The organism is Microcoleus sp. MOSTC5, assembly GCF_036701825.1.
GTDB lineage: Bacteria > Cyanobacteriota > Cyanobacteriia > Cyanobacteriales > Microcoleaceae > Microcoleus > Microcoleus asticus.
In genome coordinates, this window is sequence record NZ_JAUBRK010000036.1 from 43,906 (window position 1) to 69,533 (window position 25,628).

The window sequence follows — 25,628 nt, forward strand, 5'->3', positions numbered from 1 at the left end:
TAGGGGTATAAAATATAGATTACAAAGCATCTATTTCGAGGGCAATCGAATCGGTATATCGGTTGACAAAGCTAAACAGGTCGGCTGTTGCAATAATCTCAAATATTTCAGAATCATCTAGCCCTAAATCCCGCAGGTTTTGGTAATCAGTTTCTGTCACTTCCAAAGGTTTTGTAGCAGCCAGCAAGCCAAAGGTAATTACGGCTTTATCGCGTTTTGGCAAAGGGCAGTTGGCAAAGTCAGAAACTAGGGTTCGCAGGATTTCTTCGCTCATCCCCAACGCTGACAATCCGTGCAGGTGAACTTGGAGAGCGTACTCGCTATTATTTGATTGAGAAATAGCGACGCCGACCATTTCTTTAAGGGTGCGGGGTAAATCTCCTTGCAGGATGGTTCCCCGGAATTTTTTCCAATTTGCTTCTAATAAGTCAGGGTTGATTGCCATTGACTTAAACAGGTTGGGGACGATACCAAACCCCAAGTCTGTCAATATTTCTTCGTACACTGCTTGGGCTTTAGGATCTGTAAGTTGCTCGTATTCTGTAAGTGGAAAGTGTGTCATTGTTATGTTGAATTTTCTTGCTGTTAATTTGCGTTGGAATTTATGTATTTGTTGTGTAACGCCACTCAAAGGGCGAGGTTACGAGCTATCTGGGCTTTAGCTGGATTTATGATGAAATGCACTGCTGTCTAAAAACCGCGAATCACGAACATGAGCTAGCAACAAATCTGAGTTTTGAGGCTGGATTGAACCTGCAATTATAGCAGTAACCGGAACCAATAAAATTATGTTGCGATCGGCTTCTAGTGCTAATCTTAGATTCCCCAATGGTTGCTGTCAAGTATTGGAAATTCATCTGGCGCGGCGCGAAATCCCACCAAAACTCTTGAATTTGATAATACTGCCTGTTCGCCAATTTTCAGGCAAAAAACACTGTTCGATCGATAGGAATCCACCAATGCTCCGAATCTTAGGCTCGGGGACGCGCACAGGGGAAAAAACAAATGCTGTGCGATCGAGTTTATTGAATTTGTCAGACGCTCGATCGACAACCCATGCCCCAGACAAGCTAGGCTAACGCCTGCGACTGGAGTTATCATGGGTAAACTGTAAACTTCTATATTTGTCGCTGTATTTGCTATGAACCCTGCCCTTACTCAATTTGGCGCTCAGATGTCCCACCTCACGGGAGTTCGGGCAATTATGAAAGATATTATTGAAACTCTCAGAGCCGGCAGCGGGCAGGAGTTTATCAATTTGAGCGCCGGAAATCCAGTGATTTTGCCGGAAGTCGAGCAGTTGTGGCGCGACTGCACTGCGGAACTTTTGGCGAGCCCGGAATACGGCGAGGTGGTTTGTCGGTACGGTTCCAGTCAAGGTTATCAGCCGTTTATCAATGCGGTATTAGCGGATTTTAACCAGCGTTACGGACTGAATTTGACGGATCGCAATATCCTAATTACTCCCGGTAGTCAATCGATATACTTCTACGCAGCCAACGCTTTCGGCGGGTACACTACCAGCAAAGAGCTTAAAAAAATTGTTTTACCGCTGAGCCCAGACTACACGGGTTACGGCGGCGTTAGCTTGATTCCCGAAGCGGTAGTCGCCTGCAAACCCACCCTCGATATTGATGCAGCCGCCCACAGGTTCAAATACCGCCCGGATTTCAGCCAACTGTCGATCGACCAAACCACCGGTTGCGTCATTTTTTCGCGTCCCTGCAACCCCACGGGCAACGTTCTCACCGACGACGAAGTTAAGAAAATTGCCGATTTAGCGGCCGCTTTCGACGTGCCGGTGTTGGTTGATTCCGCCTACGGCCCTCCCTTCCCGTCTTTGAATTTTACTGAAATGACGCCGATTTTTGGCGGCAATATCGTGCACTGCATGAGCTTGTCGAAAGCCGGATTGCCGGGTGAAAGAATCGGAATTGCGATCGGTGATGAAAAAATCATTCAACTATTAGAATGTTTTCAGACCAATATGTGCATTCATTCGCCGAGATACGGACAGGCGATCGCAACTCGGGCTATTGCTTCCGGCGCTCTTGCCGACATCTCCATCAACGTAATTCGGCCGTACTATCAAAGCAAATTTGCGATCGTAGAAAGCACTCTAGAACAAGCAATGCCGAAGGATTTGCCGTGGTTTTTGCACCGGGGCGAAGGAGCAATTTTCGCGTGGTTGTGGCTGAAAGATTTGCCAATGACTGATTGGGAACTGTATCAAGAGTTGAAGAAAGTCGGCGTAATTGTCGTGCCTGGAAGTTCTTTCTTCCCCGGTTTGCGGGAAGATTGGCAGCACAAGCACGAGTGTTTGCGTATCAGTTTGACGGCGACAAATGATGAGATTGAAACTGCAATGAAACGCTTGGCGCAAATGGTGGAAAAGGTTTATCAGCCAGCATTAAGTAGTTAGTGTTATTGGTTGGTTGTTAGTTGTTATATCAAGTCCGGTTGCACCGGAATTAATATAACCCGAAATCAGGACACTGCAGTGCCGTGTCCCTACAATAAATCACGGTAGGGAAACGGCACTGCCGTGTCCTCTATATCATTCCGGCGCAGCCGGAATTGATATCAGTTGACTGTTAACTGTTGACGGTTGACTGTTGTCATTACCAATGCCCAATTCCCAATTACCAATGCCCCATTCCCCAATGCCCAATTACCCATTCCCAATTACCCGATAAACAAAACTCAGAGTTGCCCAAACATTCACATCCAAAGCCAAATCATCCGTCGATATCCCCACTTTCTGTACCCCCGGAATGCTAGCCGCGTGCAAATCTTCGAGCACCGCCCGCGCCACATTTAAAGGATTCAACAATACTCGAATTGACTGGGCATCCCTCGTTTGCTGCATTTCGGCTTCTATTGCAGCCAGAGTTTGAGCGAAGGGATTCTCACTAAATATAATCATAATTTCCGCAAGTCCGATCGGCCCAGACACCGCCCACCCGATCGCCCCAGCCGCCGGCACAGTCAAATTCTCCCCAGGAGCGATCGCCCGCGACATTTCCCCCTCAGCGCCGAGTACGGACAGCCGTCCCGCGCTGTCCGAGCAAAACACCGCAAAGTAAACCGGGCGATCGCTGTCGTTATACAAACCGTACTGAAGCTGGCTGCCTTTTTCCACACTTGGTATATAATTTCTGGCCGATTTCTCACTTTCCCCGCTCAGCGGTTCCAGCAGATAATCACCGCCGGCCCGCACCGGCTCTCGCTGCGCCACAGTCCGCGCTTGCGGTGCGAGAGTTGCCAGAACCGCCCGCACCTTCAGGCGCGAAGATCCCTCATTGACTGTCAGCCGCAGCAACTTCCCCGCCTGCAGTGCTTTTAACTGCGGAGTCAAGCGCTGCACCGCCACCTTGACGGCTTCTCCCCCATCGCCCTGAGTATCGGGAATCAAAATTTGAGCCAAAGAAAACAAACCGTAACGGCTTTGTATCAAACCAGGCTCGTGAGGCGAGACTGTTTCGGCTAAACTCGTTTCCGGGACTCTGCCGAACCGACAGTCAGCCGGTTGCTCGCTGCCTACCGCCGCAAGTTGCGGCAAAGTCGAGAAAGCACTGGTGGCGTCCACGCGCTCGATGCGTTCCAAACCCGAGTCCAAAGCTACTGTCAAACCGATATTTCGCGGCAATACCCGAATTTCTTCCCTCACCAGTTCGCCGGCTGTTAATTGCCCGTCTGTTCGATCGAACCCGTCTAAAACTTGGGCTTTAGCAGAGAGGCCGGTGCGTCCCCGCAGCAAAAGCCTCGCGCCCGCTGAGGAATCCACAGCAAACACAGAACCCGCGCAGCACTCCAAAACCCCCGGCGACAACCCGCCCAGCCACAACTGCACAGTTTTGCCGCCTTCTTCCACCGCCATCACAGCGCCGTCAGCAGCAGGGGAATTCAACATTAAACTTGAAAAATTCACCGCCAGCGGCGCTGTTAAATCGTGATTCAGAATTTGCGGTTGCTGCGATAACCCCGTCATTTGCTCGACTGTACCCGCAGCGCGGCTGAAACTGACGCTGAAGCTGGTAGCCGGAGTTGCCCACCACAAAGTTTGAGTGAGGGCGTAGGTAAACAAACCTGCGGTAAATCCGTTCCACTCTTGTTCGGCGGCGAGTTGGGAATTCCCGCCCGCGGCAAGTACGGCGGCCGCCGGACGGAGATTTGGGCTGGATTTGAGGCCTTCGGCGAACGTTAATTCTGCGAGGCTTGGCTCGCCGACGGTGGGGCGGGGACGGGAGCGAATGCGAAAGTTGCCGTTTTTGCGGGAACCCGGATAGGTGTAGCTGGTATCGAGGATGGCGATCGCATTTTCTGTCGCGAGCGATCGCATCAACAGCAACAGCGTTTCCTCTAAAATATCGTTCACCGCCCGGTTTGCTAACAGCGGCAAAACATCATCCGCCGGCACCAAACTGTTTTGCATTATTCCGGGAGACTCGGCCAAACTGACTCGGCTACCGCAGCCGCTAAAGTGAAAAACTACCACGTCACCGGGTTTTGCTTGTCCGCTCAAGTGAGTCACAAAAGCCGTCTCGATATTTTCCCTGGTAGCTTGAGCGTCAGTCAAAGTCAGAATGTCCGACGGCGCAAACCCAAACCGATAGATCAGCAGTTCCCGCTGCAATTCCACATCCGTGACGCAGCCGTGCAGGGGCGAGTCTGGATATTTGTCAACGCCAACCAACAAAGCCAATTTCCTCGCTGTCGGCTGGGCTAAGGCTTGGAGGTAGCGATCGCCCAACCGCAGCCACAAAGCCTCGCTGATTCCGATGGCGGCTAGCACTCGGCCAGCTTGCTGCAAAAATTCCCGCCGCTTCAGTCCCATTTTTAAATAGCTTTTAATTTTAATTTTTGAATTTTAAGTTAAATTCCCCTCAATAATTTGACGGAAATTAATTAGATTGTAAATGTTTAGTATTAAGAGAGTTTTTAAGTTTTCACTTTTGAGCTTTAAGTTTAAAATTTCCACTTTAAAACTCAAAACTCAAAATTAAAAACTATTCAAAATACCGCCCGCACCAAGGTTCAACGTTTAAATCTCGTAATTGAAAATATTCATTGCCTTGGCTAATTCGGCGGCGACTTCCGGCCGGGAAAACTGCGGCGGCGGCAATTTTCCAGCGCGCAGCATTTCCCGCACTTTGGTTCCCGACAAATGCACCCGCTGTTCGGGAGTGCTGGGACTTGTTTTAGTTGTAGCCATTTGTTCCGTCAGCGTGCAATAGAAAGCGTGCTCGAATTTCATCGGCACAATTCCCAATTCTCCCGGCTCAAATTCGTCAAAAATGTATTGGGCATCGTAAGTGCCGTAATAATCGCCAACTCCAGCGTGATCGCGCCCCACGATAAAGTGAGTGCAGCCGTAGTTTTTGCGGATTAAAGCGTGAAAAATTGCTTCTCGCGGCCCGGCGTAGCGCATCGCCGCCGGATTAATTGCCAAAATTACGCGGTCTTTTGGATAGTATTTTTCTAGCAGAATTTCGTAGCAGCGCATCCGCACGTCAGCGGGGATATCGTCATCTTTTGTCGTCCCCACTAGCGGGTGCAGAAATAAGCCGTCTACTGTTTCTAAGGCGCATTTTTGGATGTATTCGTGCGCCCGGTGGATGGGGTTTCGGGTTTGGAAACCGACTATGGTTTTCCATCCTTTTTCTTTGAACAGCAGTCTCGATTTCGCCGGGTCAATTTGGTATTGGGGAAACCGGACATCTAGTTCGCGTTCCAGCAGCCAAACGTCGCCTGCGAGGTTAACTGGCCCGGATTTGTCTACTACTTGGACGCCCGGGTGTTTGAGGTCGTCGGTGCGGTAGACGTTGAGGGCTTCTTCTTCTTTGCTGTAGCGGTATTTTTCTGCGAGTTCCAAGAGCCCGACAAATTCGCCCGCCGGCGAGTCGAGGCGCACTAAAGTTCCTGCTTTCAGGGTATCGGCGACTGCTTCTGTTACCGAGAGGGTGATGGGAACCGACCAAGGGAGGCCGTTGGAGAGGCGCATTTGTTTGACGACCGATCGATAATCAGCTTCGTTCATGAACCCTTTGAGGGGACTCAGGGCGCCGATGGCGATCATTTGCAGGTCGGAGATCGATCGATCCGAAAGCTGAACTCGCGGCAATACTTCTGCTTTGTCGAAAAATTCTTGTCTTTGGTCTAGTGTGGCAATGCGGTTGACCAGGATGCCGCCGTGAGGGGCAATGCGGTCTGAATGCTGGCTCATGTCGATTTGAAGTTGTGGGTTTTAGCTGCCAGAGTACATAGTACCAAGTGCGGGCTGTAAATCTACATTTTTTAATTGTTCTGGACTTGTGCAGAACGCTGTTTTTGTGGCGCTGTAATTCTTTAACAGTCAACTAGCGCACTCAACACTCTAAACTTTCCGGTCAAGTTTGCACTTGAAATTCTTCGGGATCTATTCCCCAATTTACCCAGCTAATCGCTTCTTTAGCCGATCGCGCTTCCGGGGGTACTCGCAAAACGTGAACGTGTCCCGTACTCGGACAAGTCATCTTTAACAAATAAATTGGCTCTAAGTCAATATTATTCTCAATTTTCAACAAAGTATATTCTTGCCAAGTATCCAATTCAGTTGCTTGCAATTCTTGACAAATTCTCGGATAGCCGATCGCCTGAATCAAAACTCGCCGCACTTCGGCATTCTGTTCTGTTAACAGCCATGAAGCTTGCCAAGACTGAGGCGGAACTTGACCGATTGTTTCCGGCAGTCGCACGCCGCGATAACAGTATACGCTGAACTTATCAGCAAATTCAACCGCTGGTTGACCTTCTGCGTGGAGCAAATATTCGCTGTCAAAATGAAGTTGTCGCGGGCGATCGCACACAAAGCACTTTTTCTCAAACGGGTAAATCCAGCCGCACTTTTCCACTAAGGATTGAAAGGCTGAATATAAAGAGCGATCGTACTCCAAATTTAACACGCCAATACAAAAATCCACCCAACTTCCGTGACAGGCTGAGAGTTCGGAAACTATGCTGCTATTATGATAAGTCTGATCGATAAAAAATCTCTGAAATCTCTCGCCCAACTTCCTTGCTAATTTGACGTAAACTTCGTCTTTAACATGAGCGTGCAGTTGATTCATTAGTTGAGCGTACAGCGGATTATAGAGTGTGCTGTAAATTTTATTTTCCAGTTCCCTGCTGAGTTGACTTCTTAATATATCGTACAATTCATTATGAATTTTGTTTCTGATTTCGCTGCCAGTTCCCCGACCCGAATCGCGTATTTTTAGCGGTTCAACTGCTTGCAAAGCTGTGTAAGGGCTGTCACAGAAAATAATTTCCGGTTCAGGAAAGCCGATGATGTTGTAGGCGGTGTTGATGGCCGCTGTCGCTTGCGGGCGATCGACTGGTTTTATCGAAACTCCAATTTGCCGCCACTTCTCGCGATAAATCGGGATTAGCGCTGTTTGTTCGGGAGTAATTGCGATCATTGGTACAGCTATATTATTTGATTCGCGGTCAATTTTTTTGCTATCGAATTCGGTAATAAAATACAGTTAAGTTGGTAGTAAAAATATAAATTCTCAATACTAACCTCTTTTATTATAAGAGTTAAATTATTAGTATGAGCTAACAATTCTTTGCAATACACCTAAAATCATAGGAACATTATCGAGACAATAAACATCAGCATCAATAATTAAATTATTTCCTTCTAATTTAAGAAACCGCCAGACAACGCCAGTAGTTACGCAGCCAAATACGGCAGGTAGTGCATTGTGTTCGCCTTCGTTAAATAGCTGAGCGGCCACCATTTGTGCGGCACACTGCGGGAGACAAGATTCTATTTCTCCGCCTTTCGTTTCTCTCAAGGCAAAAATGGGGACTTTAATTTCAAAATCAAAGGGCACGGAAGACAGTATAAAATCGCATTCTCCATTCAATCCCCGATCGACATCTACATCAAATGACCAGCCGGAAAAGATAGAAAATTGTCGGTTGTTCCTTTCTCTAGATTCTAACAAAATAGGAGAAATAATCCGTTCCGAACGTTCTTTTGCAGTTGTCACAGCAGTGTTAGAACTAATTTCTAGGGTTCTCCAAAGCCATTCGGAGGGTTCTAAAGGAATAACCTTAGCACTCAGAATAGAACCCAGTGAGGGCTCCAATCCAAACCGATCTTTTAACTGTTGGAAAGTAAAGGATTTGTAAGACATCGTTCTCAGATAAGTCGGTGAAAATAAAGATTACTTCGAGATCGAAAGCGAGTAGAGAAACGCTAAACTCGCTTGTATAGCAACCCTTGCATAAATTTTCAACCTTTCTTTTGTTCCTTCTTCTCTCTTCCCTCGGACTTCAACATCAATCCGTTAATTAAATCCGTTAAAGTCGTTAAATCCGCCTTGCGAATCCGTTGCCGAAGTTTCTTCTAAACATTTAACCACTCCAGGAGTACCCTGGGCGCCGGTAACAAAATCATTAACAAAAGCCCGATCGCCAGCAACCCCAAAAAATCCCGCCGATTATCCAATTCGCTGACATCATTCAAGGCCGGTTCGTCGTTTAGTGGCGTCAAGAATAAAATAATCGCCCACAGCAGCAAACCCTGTTCTAAAAAAGAAAGCAGCAGCATACAAAGTCTAGCAACTTGCCCGATCGCCATACTCGCTCGCTGGCCGAACATCGCGTGTACGATGTGCCCGCCATCAAGTTGTCCCACGGGCATCAAATTAAACGCCGTCACTATCAAACCCAAATAACCCGCCACCGCTACCGGATGCAAATCGATCGCAGTTTCCGCATTCAAAGCACCGCCCAAGGTTAACTTGCTCAAGAGAGTCATCAGCAGCGAAAAATTGGGTTTGAAAGACTCAAAATTTAACATTCCCGACTTGTCAGAGAGCGGTACAATTGTCGAATGATCCAAACCCCAAATTAATAATGGCACTGTCGCAACTAAACCCGCAAGGGGCCCGGCAATGCTAACATCAAATAAAGCTCGGCGGTTGGGAATTGGACTCCGTATTTGAATGAACGCGCCAAAAGTTCCCAAGAAAAAAGGAATCGGAATAAAATAAGGCAGAGTCGTGCGAATTTTGTAAAATTGGGCAGCTAAATAGTGGCCGGATTCGTGAATTCCCAAAATTGTAATCAGAGCCAGCGAGTAAGGCAAACCCTGGAGCAATAGTGACGGGTTGGACTGCAAAGCTTGTTCAGTAACTCCGGCAAGTCGCGCCCCGACAAGCGTAGTCATAAACACCGTGATCAGCAGCAAAGCTAATGCAAAAAAAGGCCTGGTTACAGATTCGGTTTTGACAGGAGTTTCCCCTGATTGGTGGCTGGGATTGGGAACTATGGCAAAAAAAGGTTGACCGCTCAAGCTGTTTTGAAATACTACTAAAAAGCGATCGCCAAAAAGCCTCTCCACATTCTCCCGAATTGCCTGATAAGCCGCCTCCGGGTTCGTGCGCAACTGCCCGCGACAAATTACAGCCTGCGGCCGAAATTCCAAATCTCGCAAAAAGTAAATTGACCAAGGAAAACAATCGCGCAAACTCGCTTCTTCTTCTTGGTTGATCGGGCGCACGGGCGGTTTTGGCTTTGCAGGTTCATTCGCAGAGTCTGCTACCTGCTCAGCAGTTTCGTCGGTAATTTTCTTGCGCCCCAACTGTACCAAAAACCAATACAAAAAAGGGCAAACCAGAAAAGGTATAATTACTAACTCCGGCGGTACTGTTTTGCTCGTACCGTTAACTAAAACCCAACCGCTCCAAATCAACGGCGGCGCCATCATTACCAGCCACAGCAGCCATACCGGAGTTCGGGTGATGCGGCTGATGCCGTTCTGCAACAAGTAGTACGAGATCAGTCCCAATACGAACAACCATAGTAAAAACAACATAATATTTATCCCATTCCCTTCTGAAATACTTCCTTGAAACAACAGAGTTCAGTCTCCAAACAGCCCAGACCCGTGCTGGACAATATCTTTGCTTTCCCGCCTAACCGGGATACCCTGGGTGCAACAGCTTATTTCATTGTAGAAAACGAATCGAACATCCTGGTGGATTGTCCCGCTTGGGATGAGATTAACCAAACCTTTTTGCTCGCGCGCGGCGGTGTGCGACTGCTGTTTCTCACCCACCGCGGCGCTATCGGCAAGGCGCGGGAGATTCAGGAAGCCACGGGGTGCGATATCCTGATTCAAGAGCAGGAAGCTTATTTGCTGCCGGGATTGAAGGTGACGGTTTTTGAGCGAGAATTTGGTGTGAGCGATCGAATAAAAGCATTTTGGACTCCAGGCCATTCTCCAGGTTCGTCTTGCCTTTATGATAGTGGCAGCGGCGGAGTGCTGTTTTCGGGCAGACACTTGCTCCCCAACCGAGAAGCTGCCCCAGTACCGCTATTGACGGCAAAAACTTTTCACTGGCCCCGGCAAATTAACAGCGTTAAGTCAATTATCGATCGATTTTCGCCCTCCACTCTGCAATATATTTGCCCCGCTGCCAATACTGGTTTTTTGCGCTCCAAAGGATCGATCGATCGAGCTTTTGAGCAATTAACCAACCTGGATTTAGCCGTTTGTTTGCAGTCGAAACCCGGCCCCTAAATCTAGGCTGCAAAATCAAAAAATGGTTTGACGCGCTAATTATAGCGATAAGGTGCGCGCTACGCACCCTAGATTATTCTTCAGTCTCTTAGAGACGGGCGAAACTTTGTATAGTGGCGGTTACAACCGCCGATTCTTATGGAAAAAACCGAAAAACAAAAAATGCTCGCCGGCGAATTGTATTTAGCTGCGGACGAGCAATTGATTTCAGAGCGCCTGCGAGCCCGCCGCCTCGCCAGAACCTACAATTCTACCCGCGAAGACGAACCAGACAAACGGTTAGAAATTATCGCGGAATTGTTCGGTGCAGTCGGGCCGAAAGTTGAAATCGAGCCACCTTTTTACTGCGACTACGGCAGCCATATTTATGCTGGAAACGGATTGTATATGAATTTTGGCTGCGTGATTCTCGACTGCAATCGAGTTAGCATCGGCGAGAATTTACTGTGCGGGCCCAACGTCCAAATTTACACCGCTCTTCACCCCACAGACCCGGAAATTAGAGTTGCTGGCCTAGAACTCGCCGCTGAAATTAATATTGGCAATAATGTTTGGATTGGCGGCGGCAGTATTATTTGCCCAGGAGTCACTATTGGCGACAATAGCACGATCGGTGCAGGCAGTGTGGTTGTCAAAGATATTCCCGCAAACGTCGTGGCGGCGGGGAATCCTTGCCGAATCATCCGGCATCTACCTTGATGTGGTACGATCGACACAATCGTGCGATCGGCTCTTCGGAGCTTAACCCAAAAATTTTAGGTATTGTGAAACTTCATTAAGTTTGTAAGCATCAATCAACAATAGTAGTATCATATTATCATAATTATTCGAGTAAAAAACACATGACTTAAAGGATAGAAACCTTAAATGCAACTAGCAGAGAGGCACATCATTAAATCTACGGAACATCGTTTCGCACAGATTGATGAATTAGCCTTTAAATCCAAGAATCTCTATAATGCCGCCAACTACGTCATTCGTCAGAGTTTTACTTATGGATGGGGTTACATCAACTACAACGAGATGAACCGTTTGATGAAATCTCATCAAGCATATAAGGCCATGCCCGCCAAGGTTAGTCAACAAATCTTGATGGTATTGGACAAGAATTGGAAATCGTTTTTTGAAGCCGTCAAAGCTTACAAAATTGATTCCTCTAAATTCACTGGTCGTCCGAAGCTACCGAAATATAAGGATAAAGCCAAGGGTCGTAATATTCTTATCTATACGATTCAGGCGATTAGCAGCAAGCAATTCAAGAAAGGAATTATCAAGCTTTCGGGTACGGAAATCTTAATAAAGACCAAAGTAAATCCCGCTCAATTTTGCCAAGTTAGGCTGGTTCCAAAATGTGATTCGTATGTGATTGAGGTGATTTATAATGAGCCGGAGTCCACCGTCAGTAACGATATTTTGGCAGCTAGTATTGATTTAGGACTGAATAATTTAGTGGCGTTAACTTCAAATCAGCCGGGTTTCATTCCTCTGTTGATTAACGGGCGACCATTAAAATCGATTAACCAGTTCTACAACAAACGCTCTTCACACTTACAATCTCAGTTAAAAGGAAGTCGCAAGAGTTCGCCCCGCATTCAGCGCTTAACTCGCTGTCGCCACCAAAAAGTCGATAATTACTTGCATCACGCCAGTCGGCTAATAATCGGTATCTTGGTCGCCAAACAAATTGGGACGCTAGTAATTGGCAAGAATGCACAATGGAAAACCGAGATTGATTTAGGAAAGCAAACCAACCAAAACTTCGTTAGTATTCCTCACGCTAGATTAATTGAGATGTTGGAATACAAAGCTAGACTGGTTGGGATTAAGGTGATCGTGCAAGAAGAATCTTACACATCTAAGTCGAACTTCCTGAATCTAGATCCGATTCCTGTGTACGGGCATACTGGCACTGATGATGTCGCATTTAGCGGTAAGCGAATCAAGAGAGGTTTGTACAGAACATCAATCGGTCAATTAATCAACTCCGATGTCAACGGGTCTTACAATATCCTCAGAAAAGCAATCCCAAATGCGTTTAGCAATGGGATAGAGAGCTGCGTAGTTCAGCCTAGGCGGGTCAATCCGCTCAAAGTAAAAGTGAAAGGGGAGGGACTTAATGCCTCCCATGCCATGTCATAAACGACTATACTTTTACCAGCTATTAGAACAGCCAGTTTGAGATTTTCCACGTAAAATCCCCGAAAAAAACCGTGGAAAAAATGTAAAATCTCAAATTTCAAATCCCTTAATTTCTCGTTCCCGGTTTCCACACTACCAAGCTTTTCTTATGACGACTGCAACAGTTTATCCCAACGCTCCGGATCTCTGCACCGACGACTACATAGCAGTCGGTGTAGCTACCTGCTTCATCAAAGAAGAAGGCGAAGTTTTTGAAGTGCAAGTAATCGAAGCTATTCCCTCAGCAGCTTTGGAAGCAATTGTCAAGGGAATTCCCACATCCTATTTAATGGCTTGCGGGACGACTTTGGGAGCAGTGCTCGATGGCGAATCACCCAAAATGTTGCCAGAATTCCCGACATCAGCTCAGTTTAGCGAAGAATTTGGCTTTCGGGCGATCTCCGCTGCCCGCACTTACAAAATCCGCCCCCAAGCTCAACTTCACATTCCCTTGGGAACCGTTCGCAACGACTTTACTTATTCCTTAGAACGCAAAAGAGTCCTCAACTCCGAGCGCGTTATTCGCACTGAAGACAATGTGAAACAGCACGAACACACTCACAAGGTTCTTTAAACAAATCGCGCAACTGAGGCTATTTAGCAGCGCCTCAGTCAGCGGATGCAGGGAAAATAGTTTTGAGTTTTGAGATGTGAATTAAAAATTTAAAAAGCTTTTCATTCATTAATGAGGGAAAAGCTTTTAATATTTTAATATTAAGATCAACCCCAAACATCTGAAAGTAGCGTGTACCGCTGTGTGTGTACCTTACCTCATAACACAAACGCCGAACATCTCAACGTAGAATCATGCCTGCGCACATCACCTAATTAACATAAATTATTAAGGAGTGTTAAGAAAACTCTTAAATTGTCGATTAAATATTCTAAATAATAAAAAATATAGTAAAATTTTTTATGGTAGTTTAACAGTGTGAACCCGCCGGCGGGAAAAAATTCCAAAATTCCCGCAATTATTCAATGCTAGTAGTTTCAGACTATTGGCAGGCTGGGACTACATCGCAGGTGATCTGAGAATTTCAATCTCACAAATTAGTCAAACAATGGGAAGCTTTGCGAGAGTTAAGTGGTGGAAATTAACTCGACTATTGCCAGCGGGATTTAAGGGCGAATACCCTCTTCCCTACAAAACTGCGCTGTTACTTTGGGGCGTAACAATTCTGGCAGCTAGCATCACTGGTTGTATCAGCTATCAAAGCGTTCGTCGCTTGATTATCAACAATTTAGAGCGAAATGCTTTGTTAGAAGTTAGGGAGCGCGGGAACAATATCGATCGGTGGCTCGGCACTAGAAAGGCTGAGATCCAACTCCTCGCCCACACTCCTTTCGTTCGTTCGATGAATTGGTCAGTGGCAGAGCCTTATTTAAAATCCGAAGTAATTCGACTGGAAAAATTCCAGCATTTCGCATTAATAGCTCCCGACGGTTCTTATTTCACCACAAAAGTAGGCAAAGCCTTGATTAATGTCAGCGACCGCCAACACTTCAAAAAGGCAATGGCTGGGGAAGTCTATGTTTCAGATCCTACCATTTCTCGCACGCTCAAAAAACAAAGTATTGTTCCGATTTCGGCTCCGGTGTGGTCAAATTCGGCAAATTCTATTTATAAAACAGCAGAAAAGCCGATCGGAGTAATGAACGGGGTCATTAGCATCGACCGAATTGCCGAAGTAGTAGGAAAGCTGGAATACGGGCCAGGAAGTTACGCTTTTGTTCTCAATTCTCAAGGAGTGCCGATTGTCCATCCCAACGCTGGGTTAATCGGAAATATCGACAAGCCGGCTCCCAGTCTTTTAGAGTCTGCAGATGCTAATTTGGCGAATGTAGCCCGGGAGATGGTTTATCAAAAAACTGGCATTTTGCTGACTAAAATCAACGACACCAGAGTTTATGTTGCCTATCTTCCTTTAGAACAAGCTGAATGGTCGATCGCCCTCGTAATTCCCCGCGACAATCTCGAAAAACAACTGCTCCCCTTCAATCTACTAGCAGTAGCTGCAGCCGTACTTGCCGCCGCAGCTATTTTCGCAGCTATTGCCGCACTCAAGCTGTTTGCCATAAATTGCAGCCGCACTCGCACAGAAGCCCTTCTCCACCGCTTGACTGGCCGCATTCGCGCTTGTTTGCACCTCGATCGCATCCTGCAAACTACAGTAGACGAACTCGGTACTTTGCTGCAGCTCGATCGAGCAATTTTCGGATGGTACGATCCCCGACAAGATACTTTAGAATTTGGCTGGGAATATTGCCGGGAAGGTTTGCCCGGGCGCTTGGGAATCTTCGGCGTTCCAGGAGGGCCCTCTGGAGATTTAGCTGCACGCCTCCACCGCTGCGAAACGATACTGCTATATAAAACCGTCGCCCCTGATAGCGGAACGTCTCAGGAACACGCTTATATCGAACTCACAAACAGCCACTACGCAGCAGTACCCGTACTGACTCAGACTAATCGGCTCGGATATCTGTTCGCCTGTGCAAACCGGCGGTTTGCGACTCCCGACGAGGTGGAAGTTTTGGAAGCAATTGCAGACTCGCTGGCGATCGCAATTTCCCAATCCCAACTCCACGGGCAAATTCAAGAAAAACTCACACTTTTGGAAGAAGTATTAGCCAAACTCAGAAGAAATGAAGAGCATTTAGTACAAAGCGAAAAAATGGCTATTGTCGGTCAACTAGCAGCCGAAGTTGCCCAAGAAATTAATAACCCGATTAACTTTATTTACGGCCGCGTGCTTCACCTCAACGATTATATCAAAGATTTGCTTAATATAATTCGCCTCTATCGCCAACAATATCCCGAACCCGTGCCGCGAATTGCCAAAGAAATACAGTCTGGCGACATAGATTTTATTAGCCAAGAGTTGCCGCAAATTCTCAATCTTTTGAAAATAGGAACCGATCGCATTCGCCAAATAGTCCTTGCTTTGTGGAAATTTTCGCTTCCTGACGAAGCCAACAAAGAACACGCCAACCTTAATGAAAGCATCGAAAATATTTTGCTGTTGCTAGCGAGCAGGCTGGAAAAAAAAATATTAGTAGTCAAGGAGTACAACAACTTGCCGCCAATTTTGTGTTATCCCGGTCAACTGAGCCAGGTATTCGCTAGTCTCCTGAGCAATGCCATTGATGCTGTTAACAGTATTGAAAACTCTGCTCAAATTATTACAATTAAAACAAATATTGTCGAGGATTCTCCAGGTCGGTGTATTGCAGTATCGATCGCCCACAACGGGTTCCCAATTCCGCCGGAAATTCAACACAGAATATTTGACCAGTTTGGCCATACTAAATTATTTAATAAGTTTACAGGATTGGATCTGTCGGTTTGCTATAAAATTATTGTAGAATTGCACGGCGGCAGCCTTACAGTTGAATCTCCGGTTCAATCTCAAACTGGGGGCGGTGCTGAGTTTATAGTAAAATTGCCGATCGTTTAATTGAAAATTTTAACAGTCGATCGAGCATCGTGAATGATCAATGCTTTTGCCTCCCTCTTCGTCCGCGTCGGCTCGATTTCAATCGCCCAGTTTTTATTTCAATTTATCGAAGCGTTAAATGCTAAGCTGTCGGGCCTCTTGCGCTTTTTTCGGGGGCAGGACACCCCAGCAGAATTTCATCAAACTTGACTGTAAAATTTAGATGCGCCTGGGCTTAGTTTAGTCCTGAACGCAGAACCTCTATATTTAGGGTGCTACTTATAGCGATCGGGTACACCGCTATAAGTAGCACGTAAAACCACTTTTTGCGTCCAGAACTGTAGCTCATAATTGTTCATTATCATACAGATAAGCCCTGAGCTTTTGAACACCGTCAATTATGAAACCAATGTGATTTAAAAATGAATCAAATATGAAAAAATCGCAATTCTATCAAAATTTAGTGTAAAGTAAAACAGTCAAGAGGAACGCTTTACCTATAACATCTAACAATTTACAAAAATGGATGCAGCCACTACCATATTACTTTCCTTTGGACTAGCAGCAGATGCTTTTGCGGTTGCTGTTTCTAGCGGTTTAGCCATCAAACACATGAAGGTCAATAAAGCTTTAAAAATTGCCTTATTTTTCGGCGGTTTTCAAGCTTTAATGCCCGTAATAGGATGGCTCATCGGTCTTAGTTTTAGTTTTTTGATAACACCGATCGACCATTGGATCGCTTTTGGGCTTTTGAGTTTTATTGGCGGTAGAATGATTTACGAATCGCTGCAAAGCGAAGAATGCGAGAAAAAGTTTAATCCCTTAGATACGGGGACTTTGATAACGCTGTCGGTGGCGACGAGTATCGATGCTCTCGCAGTTGGTCTCGGATTTGCAGTGCTAAAAACTTCGATCGGCCCTGTCGTTAGTGCGATCGGATTTATTACTTTTTTGGTCGTATTTGCTGGCGTGTTTATCGGTCACAAGTGCGGCAACTTATTTGGAAATAAAATAGAGTTCCTCGGAGGCGTAATTTTAATTGCGATCGGCAGCAATATCTTATTTTCGCATTTAACAGCAGTGTCGGCAGTCATTAGTCATTAGTAATGGGTAATGGGTAATGGATATTCCTTCCAGGCTATGCCTGGGAACACATACCCGGAGGCTGTGCCTCCAATGCCCAATTCCCAAAAAATGCTATAACAGCAATATTGCGTTAAAGGATAAAAATTCCGTGATTAAACTTTACGGCGGAGCCCAAAGCAGGGCATCAATTGTCAAGTGGTATCTAGAAGAAATAGGGGTTCCCTACGAATTCGTCACCCTAGATCTGCAGGCAGGGGAACACTTGCAGCCAGAGTATCTGGAAATTAACCCGCTCGGCAAAGTACCGGCAATTGTTGACGGAGATTTTAAACTTTGGGAATCCGGCGCAATTCTGCTGTATTTAGCTCAAAAATATGGTAAGATGCCCCAGACTTTGGAGCAGCAAGCTGAAATTGTGCAGTGGGTCATTTTTGCCAACGCGACGCTGGGGTCGGGAATATTTACAGAAGCAACTCGCGATCGCGAAACTCCCCGCTTGTTAACACCGCTTAATCAAATCTTCGAGAAACAGCCGTTTGTAATGGGTGATGAATTCGGCGTCGCCGATGCAGCAGTCGGGTCAATATTGGCTTACATTCCGATGGTGCTAAAACTAGACCTCAGTCCTTATCCGGCTGTTGTAGATTACATGAAGCGGATCTCAGAAAGACCGGCATTTAAAAGTGCGATCGGCGGTAGCTGAAGGCAGAAAGAAGAACGAAACAAAACTTAATAACTAAAAGCAGGGACAATTTGTGAATTGCCCCTGCTTTTTATGAAATCAAACTTATCTAAATCCGACAGCGGCCTGCCAAACAAAAGCCAGCAGCAAGAAAAACACGGGAATAACGGGCAAAACATTCACCAAAGGCTCAAAAATCGAATAAGCTTCGGGCAGTTTTGCTAAGAGTAATGCAGCTTCCATGAATCAACCTACCTATCCAACAGAATTTTAATAATTGTCGCATATCTTCACCCAAGGCAATCACGATCGATCGACTCTTGGTGCGAGCCAGCTAGCAAACTCTTCCGTAAATCGATCGGCCAAAATCGCTTCCCGCATCCTCCCAGTAAAGCGAATCAACTCCGTCACATTGTGAAGCGCCAGCAAAGTATACCCCAGCACTTCGTTAGCCCGCGCCAAATGGGCCAAATAAGCCCGACTGAATTTTTGGCAGGTATAACAAGGACAAGACTCATCCAGCGGAGCAAAATCCTCCCGGAACCGAGAATTTTTCAAATTCCAGCGTTCCCCACCCACAAAAGCCGTCCCGTGGCGGCCCAGCCGAGTCGGAATCACGCAGTCAAACATATCTACGCCACTCGCCACAGCCAGCGCCATTTCCCGATAAGTCCCAATCCCCATCAAATAACGCGGTTTATTTGCCGGCAACAGGGGCGCCGTCACCCTCACAATCTCTGCGATCAAATCCCCCGATTCCCCGACACTAACCCCGCCGATAGCGTAACCGGGTAAATCCAAATCTACTAACTGGTTCGCCGCGCGCGATCGCAAATCGGGGAAAACACCCCCCTGCACAATGCCGAACAAAGCTTGATCGGGGCGCGAGTGAGCTTGAATGCAGCGTTGCAGCCAGCGGTAAGTGCGATTTGTTGCCGCCTCCACCTCCTCCCGCGTAGCGGGGTAAGGGGGACACTCGTCAAAGGCCATAATCACATCGGCGCCCAACTGATTCTGAATTTCGATCGATCGTTCCGGCGTCAAATTAATCCTGCGACCATCGCGGGGAGACCGAAAAGTCACCCCATCATCACTAATCTGGCGCATTTGGCTCAAGCTAAACACCTGAAAGCCGCCCGAATCCGTCAGAATCGGGCCCGGCCAAGCCATGAATTTATGCAATCCGCCGGCGCCTGCGACAATCGCTTCCCCCGGCTGCAAATGCAAGTGATAAGTATTTGCCAAAACCATTTGAGAACCCGCCGCCTCAAGATGTGCTGGTGTCAAAGTTTTGACATTAGCTAGCGTCCCCACTGGCATAAATTTAGGCGTTTCCACAACACCGTGGGGAGTGGAAAAAACCCCTGCACGCGCTTGGGTATGGCTGCAATTAGCCTGACATTTAAAAGAAAATCTCGCGTTGTCTTCAGTCATTAGTCCCCGACGATCGTTAACCGCTACTCGGCCGTCCGTGTTATCTAATCTATTGTTGATGAGATTGAGACAAAAAAAACCATGACCCCGCCCAAAAACGGAGACAAGTTTCCGACAATCGTCGTGGAGGGCAAAAAATTTTAGACCTTAGTTCTACCTCCCAGATTCAAAGCTGCGAGTAAATCTAAAATCTAAAATCTAAAATCTAAAATCGACTGACTGATCATTAAAAGGGGGAATCGTCCTCATCCAATTGCAGATCCCAGTTGCCTGAGAGTACCTGATCGACAACCGCATCCAAAGCCGCGGCATTTAAATTCCGCGCCACTTGCTCTTGCAAAGGATTGGAGAGGGGAATTAAGCGCAACTGCCGTCCGTCTTGAATCAAGTCAAAATAAGCACCATCTTCAGGGGATTGTTTCAGTTCCAGGTAATCAAAACTATACACGTTCAAATAAAGCGCGTGGTTGGCAATCAGGGTAGAACGATGGGGGTTGGCGAAGACTTCGAGCACATAACCTTCCCCTTCGCTGTAAGTCTTGCCATCTTGTATGTGAAGGTAGCGGACACGTCCTAAATCAAACAGCAATCTTTTGATATCGCGTTTGTTGACGACAATGCCTGTATCGATGATACAAGGAGCAACTACCCTGTTATTCAATTGGTCGTGACTCATGGAGTAAAAGCCTCTGTTGTAGTATGTTCCCGTCTTGGAAATCAGGGAGTTAGCTAGAATTCTTGGGAAGGGAAACGCGGATCTTGAGTTTAGTCATTTTAGATAGGGAGCTTCGGGCTCGCTGCCGGCAGAGGTTTTCCGGGGAAAAGAGCTCGGACAGGAGGAATGCCCGATCCAAAGGACTAGGGTGTTACAGCTCCAATTCTGGCACACGCTAAGGGATTGACAACTGCATACGAGATGAAAAAACTTTCTATCTTATGGTGGATAATAAATTGGTTCGCTCTACGATCGGCTTTTTCCGGAATCAAGGCGCTGCCATCGCAGCCGCAGTCGCTTTTTATACTTGTTTGCCGGTACCGATGTCTTGGACTTTGGAGTTTCGGGGCATTGCTCGCTTGGCACCGGCGATCGGGCTTTTGATTGGGGGGATGCTGGGACTGGCGGATGGTGGGTTGCAGTTGTTGGGGATGCCTGCTCTGACTCGATCGGCCTTGGTGGTAGTGTTGGGCATCGCCGTGACTGGCGGGCTGCACCTAGACGGGGCAATGGACGCGGCGGACGGGCTGGCTGTACCAGACCCCGTGCGCAGGCTGGAAGTCATGCGGGACAGCGTTACAGGAGCCTTTGGGGCGATGGCTGCGATCGCGATCGTGCTGCTGAAAACTGCCGCTCTCTCGGACTTGAATAACTATAGGTGGCTGGCTTTGATGGGTGTCGCGGGTTGGGGGAGGTGGGGGCAACTGGTGGCGATCGCCCGCTATCCCTATCTCCGGGCTGAGGGTAAGGGAGCTTTTCACAAAGAATCGATTTATTCTCCTTTTGATTTTATCCCAGGGGTGCTGTTGCTGCTGAGTTTGAGCGTGGTGCAAGTTGTTCTGGAGGGCGATCGGTGGCTGTTGGCGGTGGGGATGGCTTTGGGGGGAAGTGCGATCGGAATTTTTGCCGGAGCCTGGTTTAACCACCGTTTGGGCGGCCACACGGGCGATACTTACGGTGCTGTAGTCGAGTGGACGGAGGCTTTGTTGCTGTGTCTGTTGGCGGCTTTGGAAGGGTGAAGATGCAACGCTTGCGCTTTTTGTTGGAGAGTGTCGTATCGAGCCTTCGCAAGCAGCAGATTCGGCGGCTTGCGAAGGCCGATCAAGTGCGATCGCCCATATCGTAGAAGGCTTGTTGCACGTAGGGCATCATTAATTCGATCGACACAGATAAAATCTGTGTTTATCTGTGTCGATCTGCGGTTAAAATCTCATAAATTTTTACCCTGAAACCGAGCGACCGCAGCCTGCAATTTTTCCCCCAGTATCCGAACGTGAGGTTCTTTTAACATCCCAAGGTGGTTGCTGGGAATGTCGTACACCTCTATTCCTCCCGTAATTACCTCGCCCCAACCCAATTCGCGATCGGCACCAAATGCGGCCGCACTCTCAACTGCCTTGAAAATAGAAGCCCGACCGGGATAAACTCCCGCTACATAATGTCTCAATGCCTCATTATTTAATTCCCCATGAGTGAAGTTTTCCAAATAAATTGGCAAGGGACGCCCGATCGCCCCGTACAACTTGCACAAAATTCTCCACTGAATATAAGTGAGATCCTGGATTTTTCCCATCAGATTGCTCTTCGCTTTATTGATAAATAAAGCAGGCGTGAGCCGTAAAACTTTCATCCCGCGTTGACTCTTCTTAATCTCAGACAAATTTTTGCAAGTAGCCGGCCCGTAAGTGTCCAACAATCCCAGCAAAGCTACCTTCTCACCTAGATCGTGAAGTTGCCGAGCCATCTCAAAAGCTACCGTCCCTCCAAAAGATACTCCTAACAGAAAATAAGGGCCGTGCGGCTGGAAAGTTTGCATTTCTTTTATGTAATAAGCTGCCAATTCCTCAACTCGATTGGGGGGAGCCAATTTTTCATCCATAATCTGGCTTGACAGTCCCAAAACAGGCTGCGATTGATCGATATAATTCATTAAAGGACGGTAAAATTCCAATCCTCTACCGAGTACGTGGATGCAGAACAGAGGCGGTTTGTAACTTCCGGTTCCCGGTTGAATCACGACCATTGACGGAGAAGGCGAAGACCATTCAGGTTCGCGGAGAATGTCAGCCAATTGCTCAACTGTTGGCGATTGGAAAATAGCAGACAGCGGCAGCTTTTTGTCGAATACTTTCTCAATTTCAGCTAACAGGCGCGCTGCTAGCAGGGAATGTCCTCCCACCTCGAAGAAATTGTCCCTGATTCCCGTTGAATTGATGCCTAAAACTTTTTCCCAAATTTCTGTCACTTGGAATTCAAACTTGTCGCGCGGGGCAACAGCAATTGTTTCATTGGGCGCAGCGTCGCTAGATTGCCACTTTTGAGTTGCCAAAGCGCGGCGGTCTACTTTGCCGTTGGGGTTTAAGGGCAAAGCGTCGAGGAAGACAAACCCAGCAGGTATCATGTAGTCTGGCAGTCTTTCTTGCAGGAAACTGCGCAGGGTACCGGCTGCGAGAATTTGACCTGGGCGGGAAACTGCATAAGCTGCGAGACATTTGTTGCCCGAAGCATCTAACTGAACTGCGATCGCCGCTTGACTAACATCTGGATGTCCGGCGAGAACAGCCTCAATTTCTCCCACTTCTATGCGGAAGCCGCGAATCTTTACCTGATTGTCGGTGCGTCCGAGGTATTCGATGTTACCGTCGGGCAGGTAGCGGGCTAAATCCCCTGTTTTGTAAAGGCAATTTGATTTGGGATGATTAGATGCTTCTTGGCTTTCAGCAATCTCTAGTTTCTCACCAGCATTCCCCAATCTAAAATCTAAAATCGGCAATCTAAAATCGTTGAAGGGATTCGGAATGAACCTTTGGGCTGTCAAATCGGGGCGGTTGAGGTAGCCTCTGGCCAAGCCTGCGCCGCCTGCATACAATTCCCCCGGAACGCCGATCGGCACTGGCTGCAAATACCGATCGAGTATGTAAACTTGAGTATTGGCGATCGGCCGCCCGATAGGAACGGAATTGCTAATTTGACTGGCAGAGTCGATCGGCGCGCAGCAAGTAAAAGTCGTATTTTCGGTCGGCCCGTAACCGTTAATTAATTTGCAGTTTGGAACTTCTCGCAGCAACTTCTGGACGTGGGGAACAGATAAAACGTCACCGCCTGCCAACAGTTGGCGCACACCCTTTAAATCCTCAATGCGATCGTCCACCATCAAGTGAAACAGTCCGGCTGTCAGCCACAAAATTGTCACATTATATAAGCGAATCGCCTCTCCCAACTCTGCCAAAGATGGGCTGCCGGGAGGGAATACCGCCAGTTGCGCCCCGTTGAGCAGCGCTCCCCAAATTTCCAAAGTCGAGGCGTCGAAGGAAATCGGAGCAAGTTGCAGGAATACTTCTGCTGCGGTGAGGCTGGCGAAATTAGTGTCTTTGACTAACCGCACTACGCCCCGGTGGACGACGCAAACGCCTTTGGGCTTGCCTGTCGAACCAGAAGTATACATTACATAAGCTAGATTGTCTGCATTAGCGAGACTGGCTGGGTTTATCTCACTTTGTGCGTCTATTTCCTGCTGCGCCGCATCCAGACAAATTACTTTTGCTCCGCAGTCAGGAAGTTTTTCTACTAGGTTCTGCTGAGTCAAAAGCACCGATATTTGGGCGTCTGACAGCATGAAATCCAGCCGCTCTTTGGGATAAGCGGGGTCTAAGGGCAAGTAAGCCGAACCTGCTTTGAGAACAGCCAAAAGCGAGACGATCGCATCCATAGATCGATCAAAACAAATGCCCACTAAAACTTCCGGGCCAGCCCCCAAAGTTTGCAAGTAATGTGCGAGTTGATTGGCGCGACAATTTAGCTGTTGGTAGGTTAGCTGTTGCTCTCCAAAAACTACGGCTACAGCGTCGGGAGTTTGTTCTGCTTGAACTTCAAATAGTTGGTGAATGCAGGCTGATTCGGGATAATTTGTTTGAGTGTTATTCCATTCAACTAATAGCTGTTCCCGTTCCGCTGCCGTCAAAATTGGCAAGTTTTTCAGCGGTTGCTCTGGATTAGCAACTATCCCCTCTAACAGCACCTCAAATTCAGCCATGCGGCGGCGGATTGTCGCAGCATCAAATAAGTTGGTATTGTACTGGCACTCCAGCACGAGTTTGTTTTTTGTTTCGCTGGCATTCACTGCCCATTCAAAGTTTTCCGAAGTTCTCGGATTCGAGAAGACTTCAGCTTCAAAACCGTCAAAATTAAGTTGCTCTTCTGTAAGCTGTACGTCCAGATTAAAAGTTACAGGCACTAGCGGAATGCGGCTGAAGTCCCGCGGCACTGCTAGTTTTTTTACCAGAGTACCGAAGGTAATCTGCTGGCAGTCGAGAGCATCTAAAATTGCCGTGCGGCGCGATCGCAAATAATCTCTAAAAGATTGTTCCTCGTTTATGCGGGTGCGCAGCGGCAACAAGCTCACGCAGTGTCCGGCAAGCTTGTCTTTTCCTCCAACCAGTTGTCCCGCCGCCGGCATTCCGACAACCAAATCCTCTTGCCCGCACAAGCGGTACATAAAAGCTTCAAATGCAGCAAAGAGAGTTGTAAAAAAACTGCACCCTGCTTTTTTCCCGAGGCGCTTGAGGTTAGCAACCAAATCTGGATTGAGTTCCCAATCTTCCCGCGAACCCTGGTAAGTTCTCAAAGCAGGTCGCGCTCTGTCTGTCGGCAAATCTAGCACCGGAATTGTGCCTGAAAACTGTTCTAACCAATACTTTTCAGCCTCAATAATTTCGGTTGTTGTTGAGTTTTCTTCTTGTGAACTTGCGTATTCTATAAAACTTTCTGGCTGTGGAAGATTGGCAGCTAACCCTTGCTTTTTGGCAGAATAAATTGCTCCCAAATCCGGGAACAGTATGCCCCAAGACCAGCCATCGCAAATGATGTGGTGGCCCGTGAGAATCACGATGTGTTCCTGCTCTTGCAGCTTAATAATTTGACTGCGAAACAGCGGCCCGCGCACTAGATGGAAAGGGCGATCGACTTCTTGGCTGCGCAAATAAGCTAATTTCGATTCGCGATCGCGATCGTCCACACTTGACAAGTCGATCACCGGAATGTCGAGTTCGATCGACGACGCAATACAAAGAGTCGATCCGTCAGGGCTAAATGTTGCCCGCAGCGCCTCGTGCCGCTGCACTAATTCCTGAATGGAAAATCGGAGAGATTGAATGTCGAGGTTTCCTTGCAATCGCAGACACATCGACTCGTTATAAGCACAATTTGCCTCGTCTCCCATTTGCACGGCAATCCAGATTTCTTTTTGCGATTCCGTCGCGGGTACGCAAGCAAAAAGTTCTCCGCCTGCGAAAGGATCGAAGTCTACAGCAGTTAGTTTCGGTTGTAAATCTGCGGCTTTTTTCATGGGCTATTAACAGTAGTACACAACTAAATAAATTTAAGTGACAGATGTAGGGGGTACGGCGAGGGGCGACAAAGCAGGGAGACAACCTATTGTTTTATGCCCAAGTGCTTCACCCTCCAACCAAGCGAGGAAAGCCTAACCCTTACATCTATCAAATCAAACGGTTTGAGATTATT

20 protein-coding genes are annotated in these 25,628 nt (G+C 47.4%); 10 read left to right on the forward strand and 10 right to left on the reverse strand.

Annotation, left to right across the window (positions count from 1 at the left end):
* Positions 1-19 precede the first annotated feature (19 nt).
* Positions 20-562 carry a peroxidase-related enzyme gene (locus QUA54_RS20175; protein ID WP_333416023.1) on the reverse strand — a complete coding sequence of 181 codons (543 nt, stop codon included), beginning with the start codon at positions 560-562 and terminating at the stop codon, positions 20-22.
* Between the two features lie 579 nt (positions 563-1,141).
* On the opposite strand from QUA54_RS20175, the gene QUA54_RS20180 reads away from it, so the two are divergent.
* Positions 1,142-2,422 (forward strand): valine--pyruvate transaminase, encoded by a 1,281-nt coding sequence (locus QUA54_RS20180; protein ID WP_333416024.1) that lies wholly within the window; start codon positions 1,142-1,144, stop codon positions 2,420-2,422.
* Between the two features lie 249 nt (positions 2,423-2,671).
* Here QUA54_RS20180 and QUA54_RS20185 read toward each other — a convergent pair whose 3' ends face one another.
* From QUA54_RS20185 to QUA54_RS20205, 5 genes are all read right to left on the reverse strand, one after another.
* Positions 2,672-4,837 carry a caspase family protein gene (locus tag QUA54_RS20185; RefSeq protein ID WP_333416025.1) on the reverse strand — a complete coding sequence of 722 codons (2,166 nt, stop codon included), beginning with the start codon at positions 4,835-4,837 and terminating at the stop codon, positions 2,672-2,674.
* A 207-nt stretch (positions 4,838-5,044) separates the two neighbouring features.
* Entirely contained in the window at positions 5,045-6,226 is a 1,182-nt protein-coding gene (gene sat, locus QUA54_RS20190; RefSeq protein ID WP_333189954.1) for a sulfate adenylyltransferase, read from the reverse strand.
* Positions 6,227-6,389: 163 nt separating this feature from the next.
* Positions 6,390-7,460 carry a DUF6745 domain-containing protein gene (locus QUA54_RS20195; protein ID WP_333416026.1) on the reverse strand — a complete coding sequence of 357 codons (1,071 nt, stop codon included), beginning with the start codon at positions 7,458-7,460 and terminating at the stop codon, positions 6,390-6,392.
* Positions 7,461-7,589: 129 nt separating this feature from the next.
* Positions 7,590-8,186 carry a hypothetical protein gene (locus QUA54_RS20200; protein ID WP_333416027.1) on the reverse strand — a complete coding sequence of 199 codons (597 nt, stop codon included), beginning with the start codon at positions 8,184-8,186 and terminating at the stop codon, positions 7,590-7,592.
* 212 nt (positions 8,187-8,398) lie between these two features.
* The gene (locus QUA54_RS20205) at positions 8,399-9,871 is read right to left on the reverse strand and encodes a site-2 protease family protein (protein ID WP_333416028.1); all 1,473 of its coding nucleotides are present in this window, start codon (positions 9,869-9,871) and stop codon (positions 8,399-8,401) included.
* A gap of 33 nt (positions 9,872-9,904) precedes the next feature.
* Here QUA54_RS20205 and QUA54_RS20210 point away from each other — a divergent pair, with 33 nt between their 5' ends.
* From QUA54_RS20210 to QUA54_RS20245, 8 genes are all read left to right on the forward strand, one after another.
* On the forward strand, positions 9,905-10,579 hold the full coding sequence (locus QUA54_RS20210) for an MBL fold metallo-hydrolase (RefSeq protein WP_333416029.1): 675 nt from the start codon (positions 9,905-9,907) through the stop codon (positions 10,577-10,579).
* Between the two features lie 138 nt (positions 10,580-10,717).
* Positions 10,718-11,278, forward strand: coding sequence for a sugar O-acetyltransferase (locus tag QUA54_RS20215; RefSeq protein WP_172187067.1), 561 nt, complete (start codon positions 10,718-10,720; stop codon positions 11,276-11,278).
* Positions 11,279-11,446: 168 nt separating this feature from the next.
* Positions 11,447-12,718: a transposase gene (locus QUA54_RS20220; protein ID WP_333416030.1), complete on the forward strand. Its 1,272-nt coding sequence runs from the start codon at positions 11,447-11,449 to the stop codon at positions 12,716-12,718.
* A gap of 148 nt (positions 12,719-12,866) precedes the next feature.
* Positions 12,867-13,331, forward strand: a complete 465-nt coding sequence (locus tag QUA54_RS20225; RefSeq protein ID WP_172187066.1) for a hypothetical protein — start codon at positions 12,867-12,869, stop codon at positions 13,329-13,331.
* A 487-nt stretch (positions 13,332-13,818) separates the two neighbouring features.
* Positions 13,819-16,212: a cache domain-containing protein gene (locus QUA54_RS20230; protein WP_333416031.1), complete on the forward strand. Its 2,394-nt coding sequence runs from the start codon at positions 13,819-13,821 to the stop codon at positions 16,210-16,212.
* A 33-nt stretch (positions 16,213-16,245) separates the two neighbouring features.
* Complete coding sequence (locus QUA54_RS20235) at positions 16,246-16,401, forward strand: hypothetical protein (protein ID WP_333416032.1); 156 nt, start codon at positions 16,246-16,248, stop codon at positions 16,399-16,401.
* Between the two features lie 312 nt (positions 16,402-16,713).
* Positions 16,714-17,295: a manganese efflux pump MntP family protein gene (locus tag QUA54_RS20240; RefSeq protein ID WP_333416033.1), complete on the forward strand. Its 582-nt coding sequence runs from the start codon at positions 16,714-16,716 to the stop codon at positions 17,293-17,295.
* A 130-nt stretch (positions 17,296-17,425) separates the two neighbouring features.
* Positions 17,426-17,980 carry a glutathione S-transferase family protein gene (locus QUA54_RS20245; RefSeq protein WP_333416034.1) on the forward strand — a complete coding sequence of 185 codons (555 nt, stop codon included), beginning with the start codon at positions 17,426-17,428 and terminating at the stop codon, positions 17,978-17,980.
* An 84-nt stretch (positions 17,981-18,064) separates the two neighbouring features.
* Here QUA54_RS20245 and QUA54_RS20250 read toward each other — a convergent pair whose 3' ends face one another.
* From QUA54_RS20250 to QUA54_RS20260, 3 genes are all read right to left on the reverse strand, one after another.
* Entirely contained in the window at positions 18,065-18,202 is a 138-nt protein-coding gene (locus tag QUA54_RS20250) for a photosystem II reaction center protein K (protein WP_006634808.1), read from the reverse strand.
* A gap of 60 nt (positions 18,203-18,262) precedes the next feature.
* Positions 18,263-19,393: a tRNA guanosine(34) transglycosylase Tgt gene (gene tgt, locus QUA54_RS20255; RefSeq protein ID WP_333416035.1), complete on the reverse strand. Its 1,131-nt coding sequence runs from the start codon at positions 19,391-19,393 to the stop codon at positions 18,263-18,265.
* Positions 19,394-19,619: 226 nt separating this feature from the next.
* Entirely contained in the window at positions 19,620-20,069 is a 450-nt protein-coding gene (locus QUA54_RS20260) for a hypothetical protein (protein ID WP_333416036.1), read from the reverse strand.
* Between the two features lie 260 nt (positions 20,070-20,329).
* On the opposite strand from QUA54_RS20260, the gene cobS reads away from it, so the two are divergent.
* The gene (gene cobS, locus QUA54_RS20265; RefSeq protein ID WP_333416037.1) at positions 20,330-21,127 is read left to right on the forward strand and encodes an adenosylcobinamide-GDP ribazoletransferase; all 798 of its coding nucleotides are present in this window, start codon (positions 20,330-20,332) and stop codon (positions 21,125-21,127) included.
* 191 nt (positions 21,128-21,318) lie between these two features.
* Here cobS and QUA54_RS20270 read toward each other — a convergent pair whose 3' ends face one another.
* Complete coding sequence (locus tag QUA54_RS20270; protein WP_333416038.1) at positions 21,319-25,452, reverse strand: amino acid adenylation domain-containing protein; 4,134 nt, start codon at positions 25,450-25,452, stop codon at positions 21,319-21,321.
* Between the last annotated feature and the right edge of the window lie 176 nt (positions 25,453-25,628).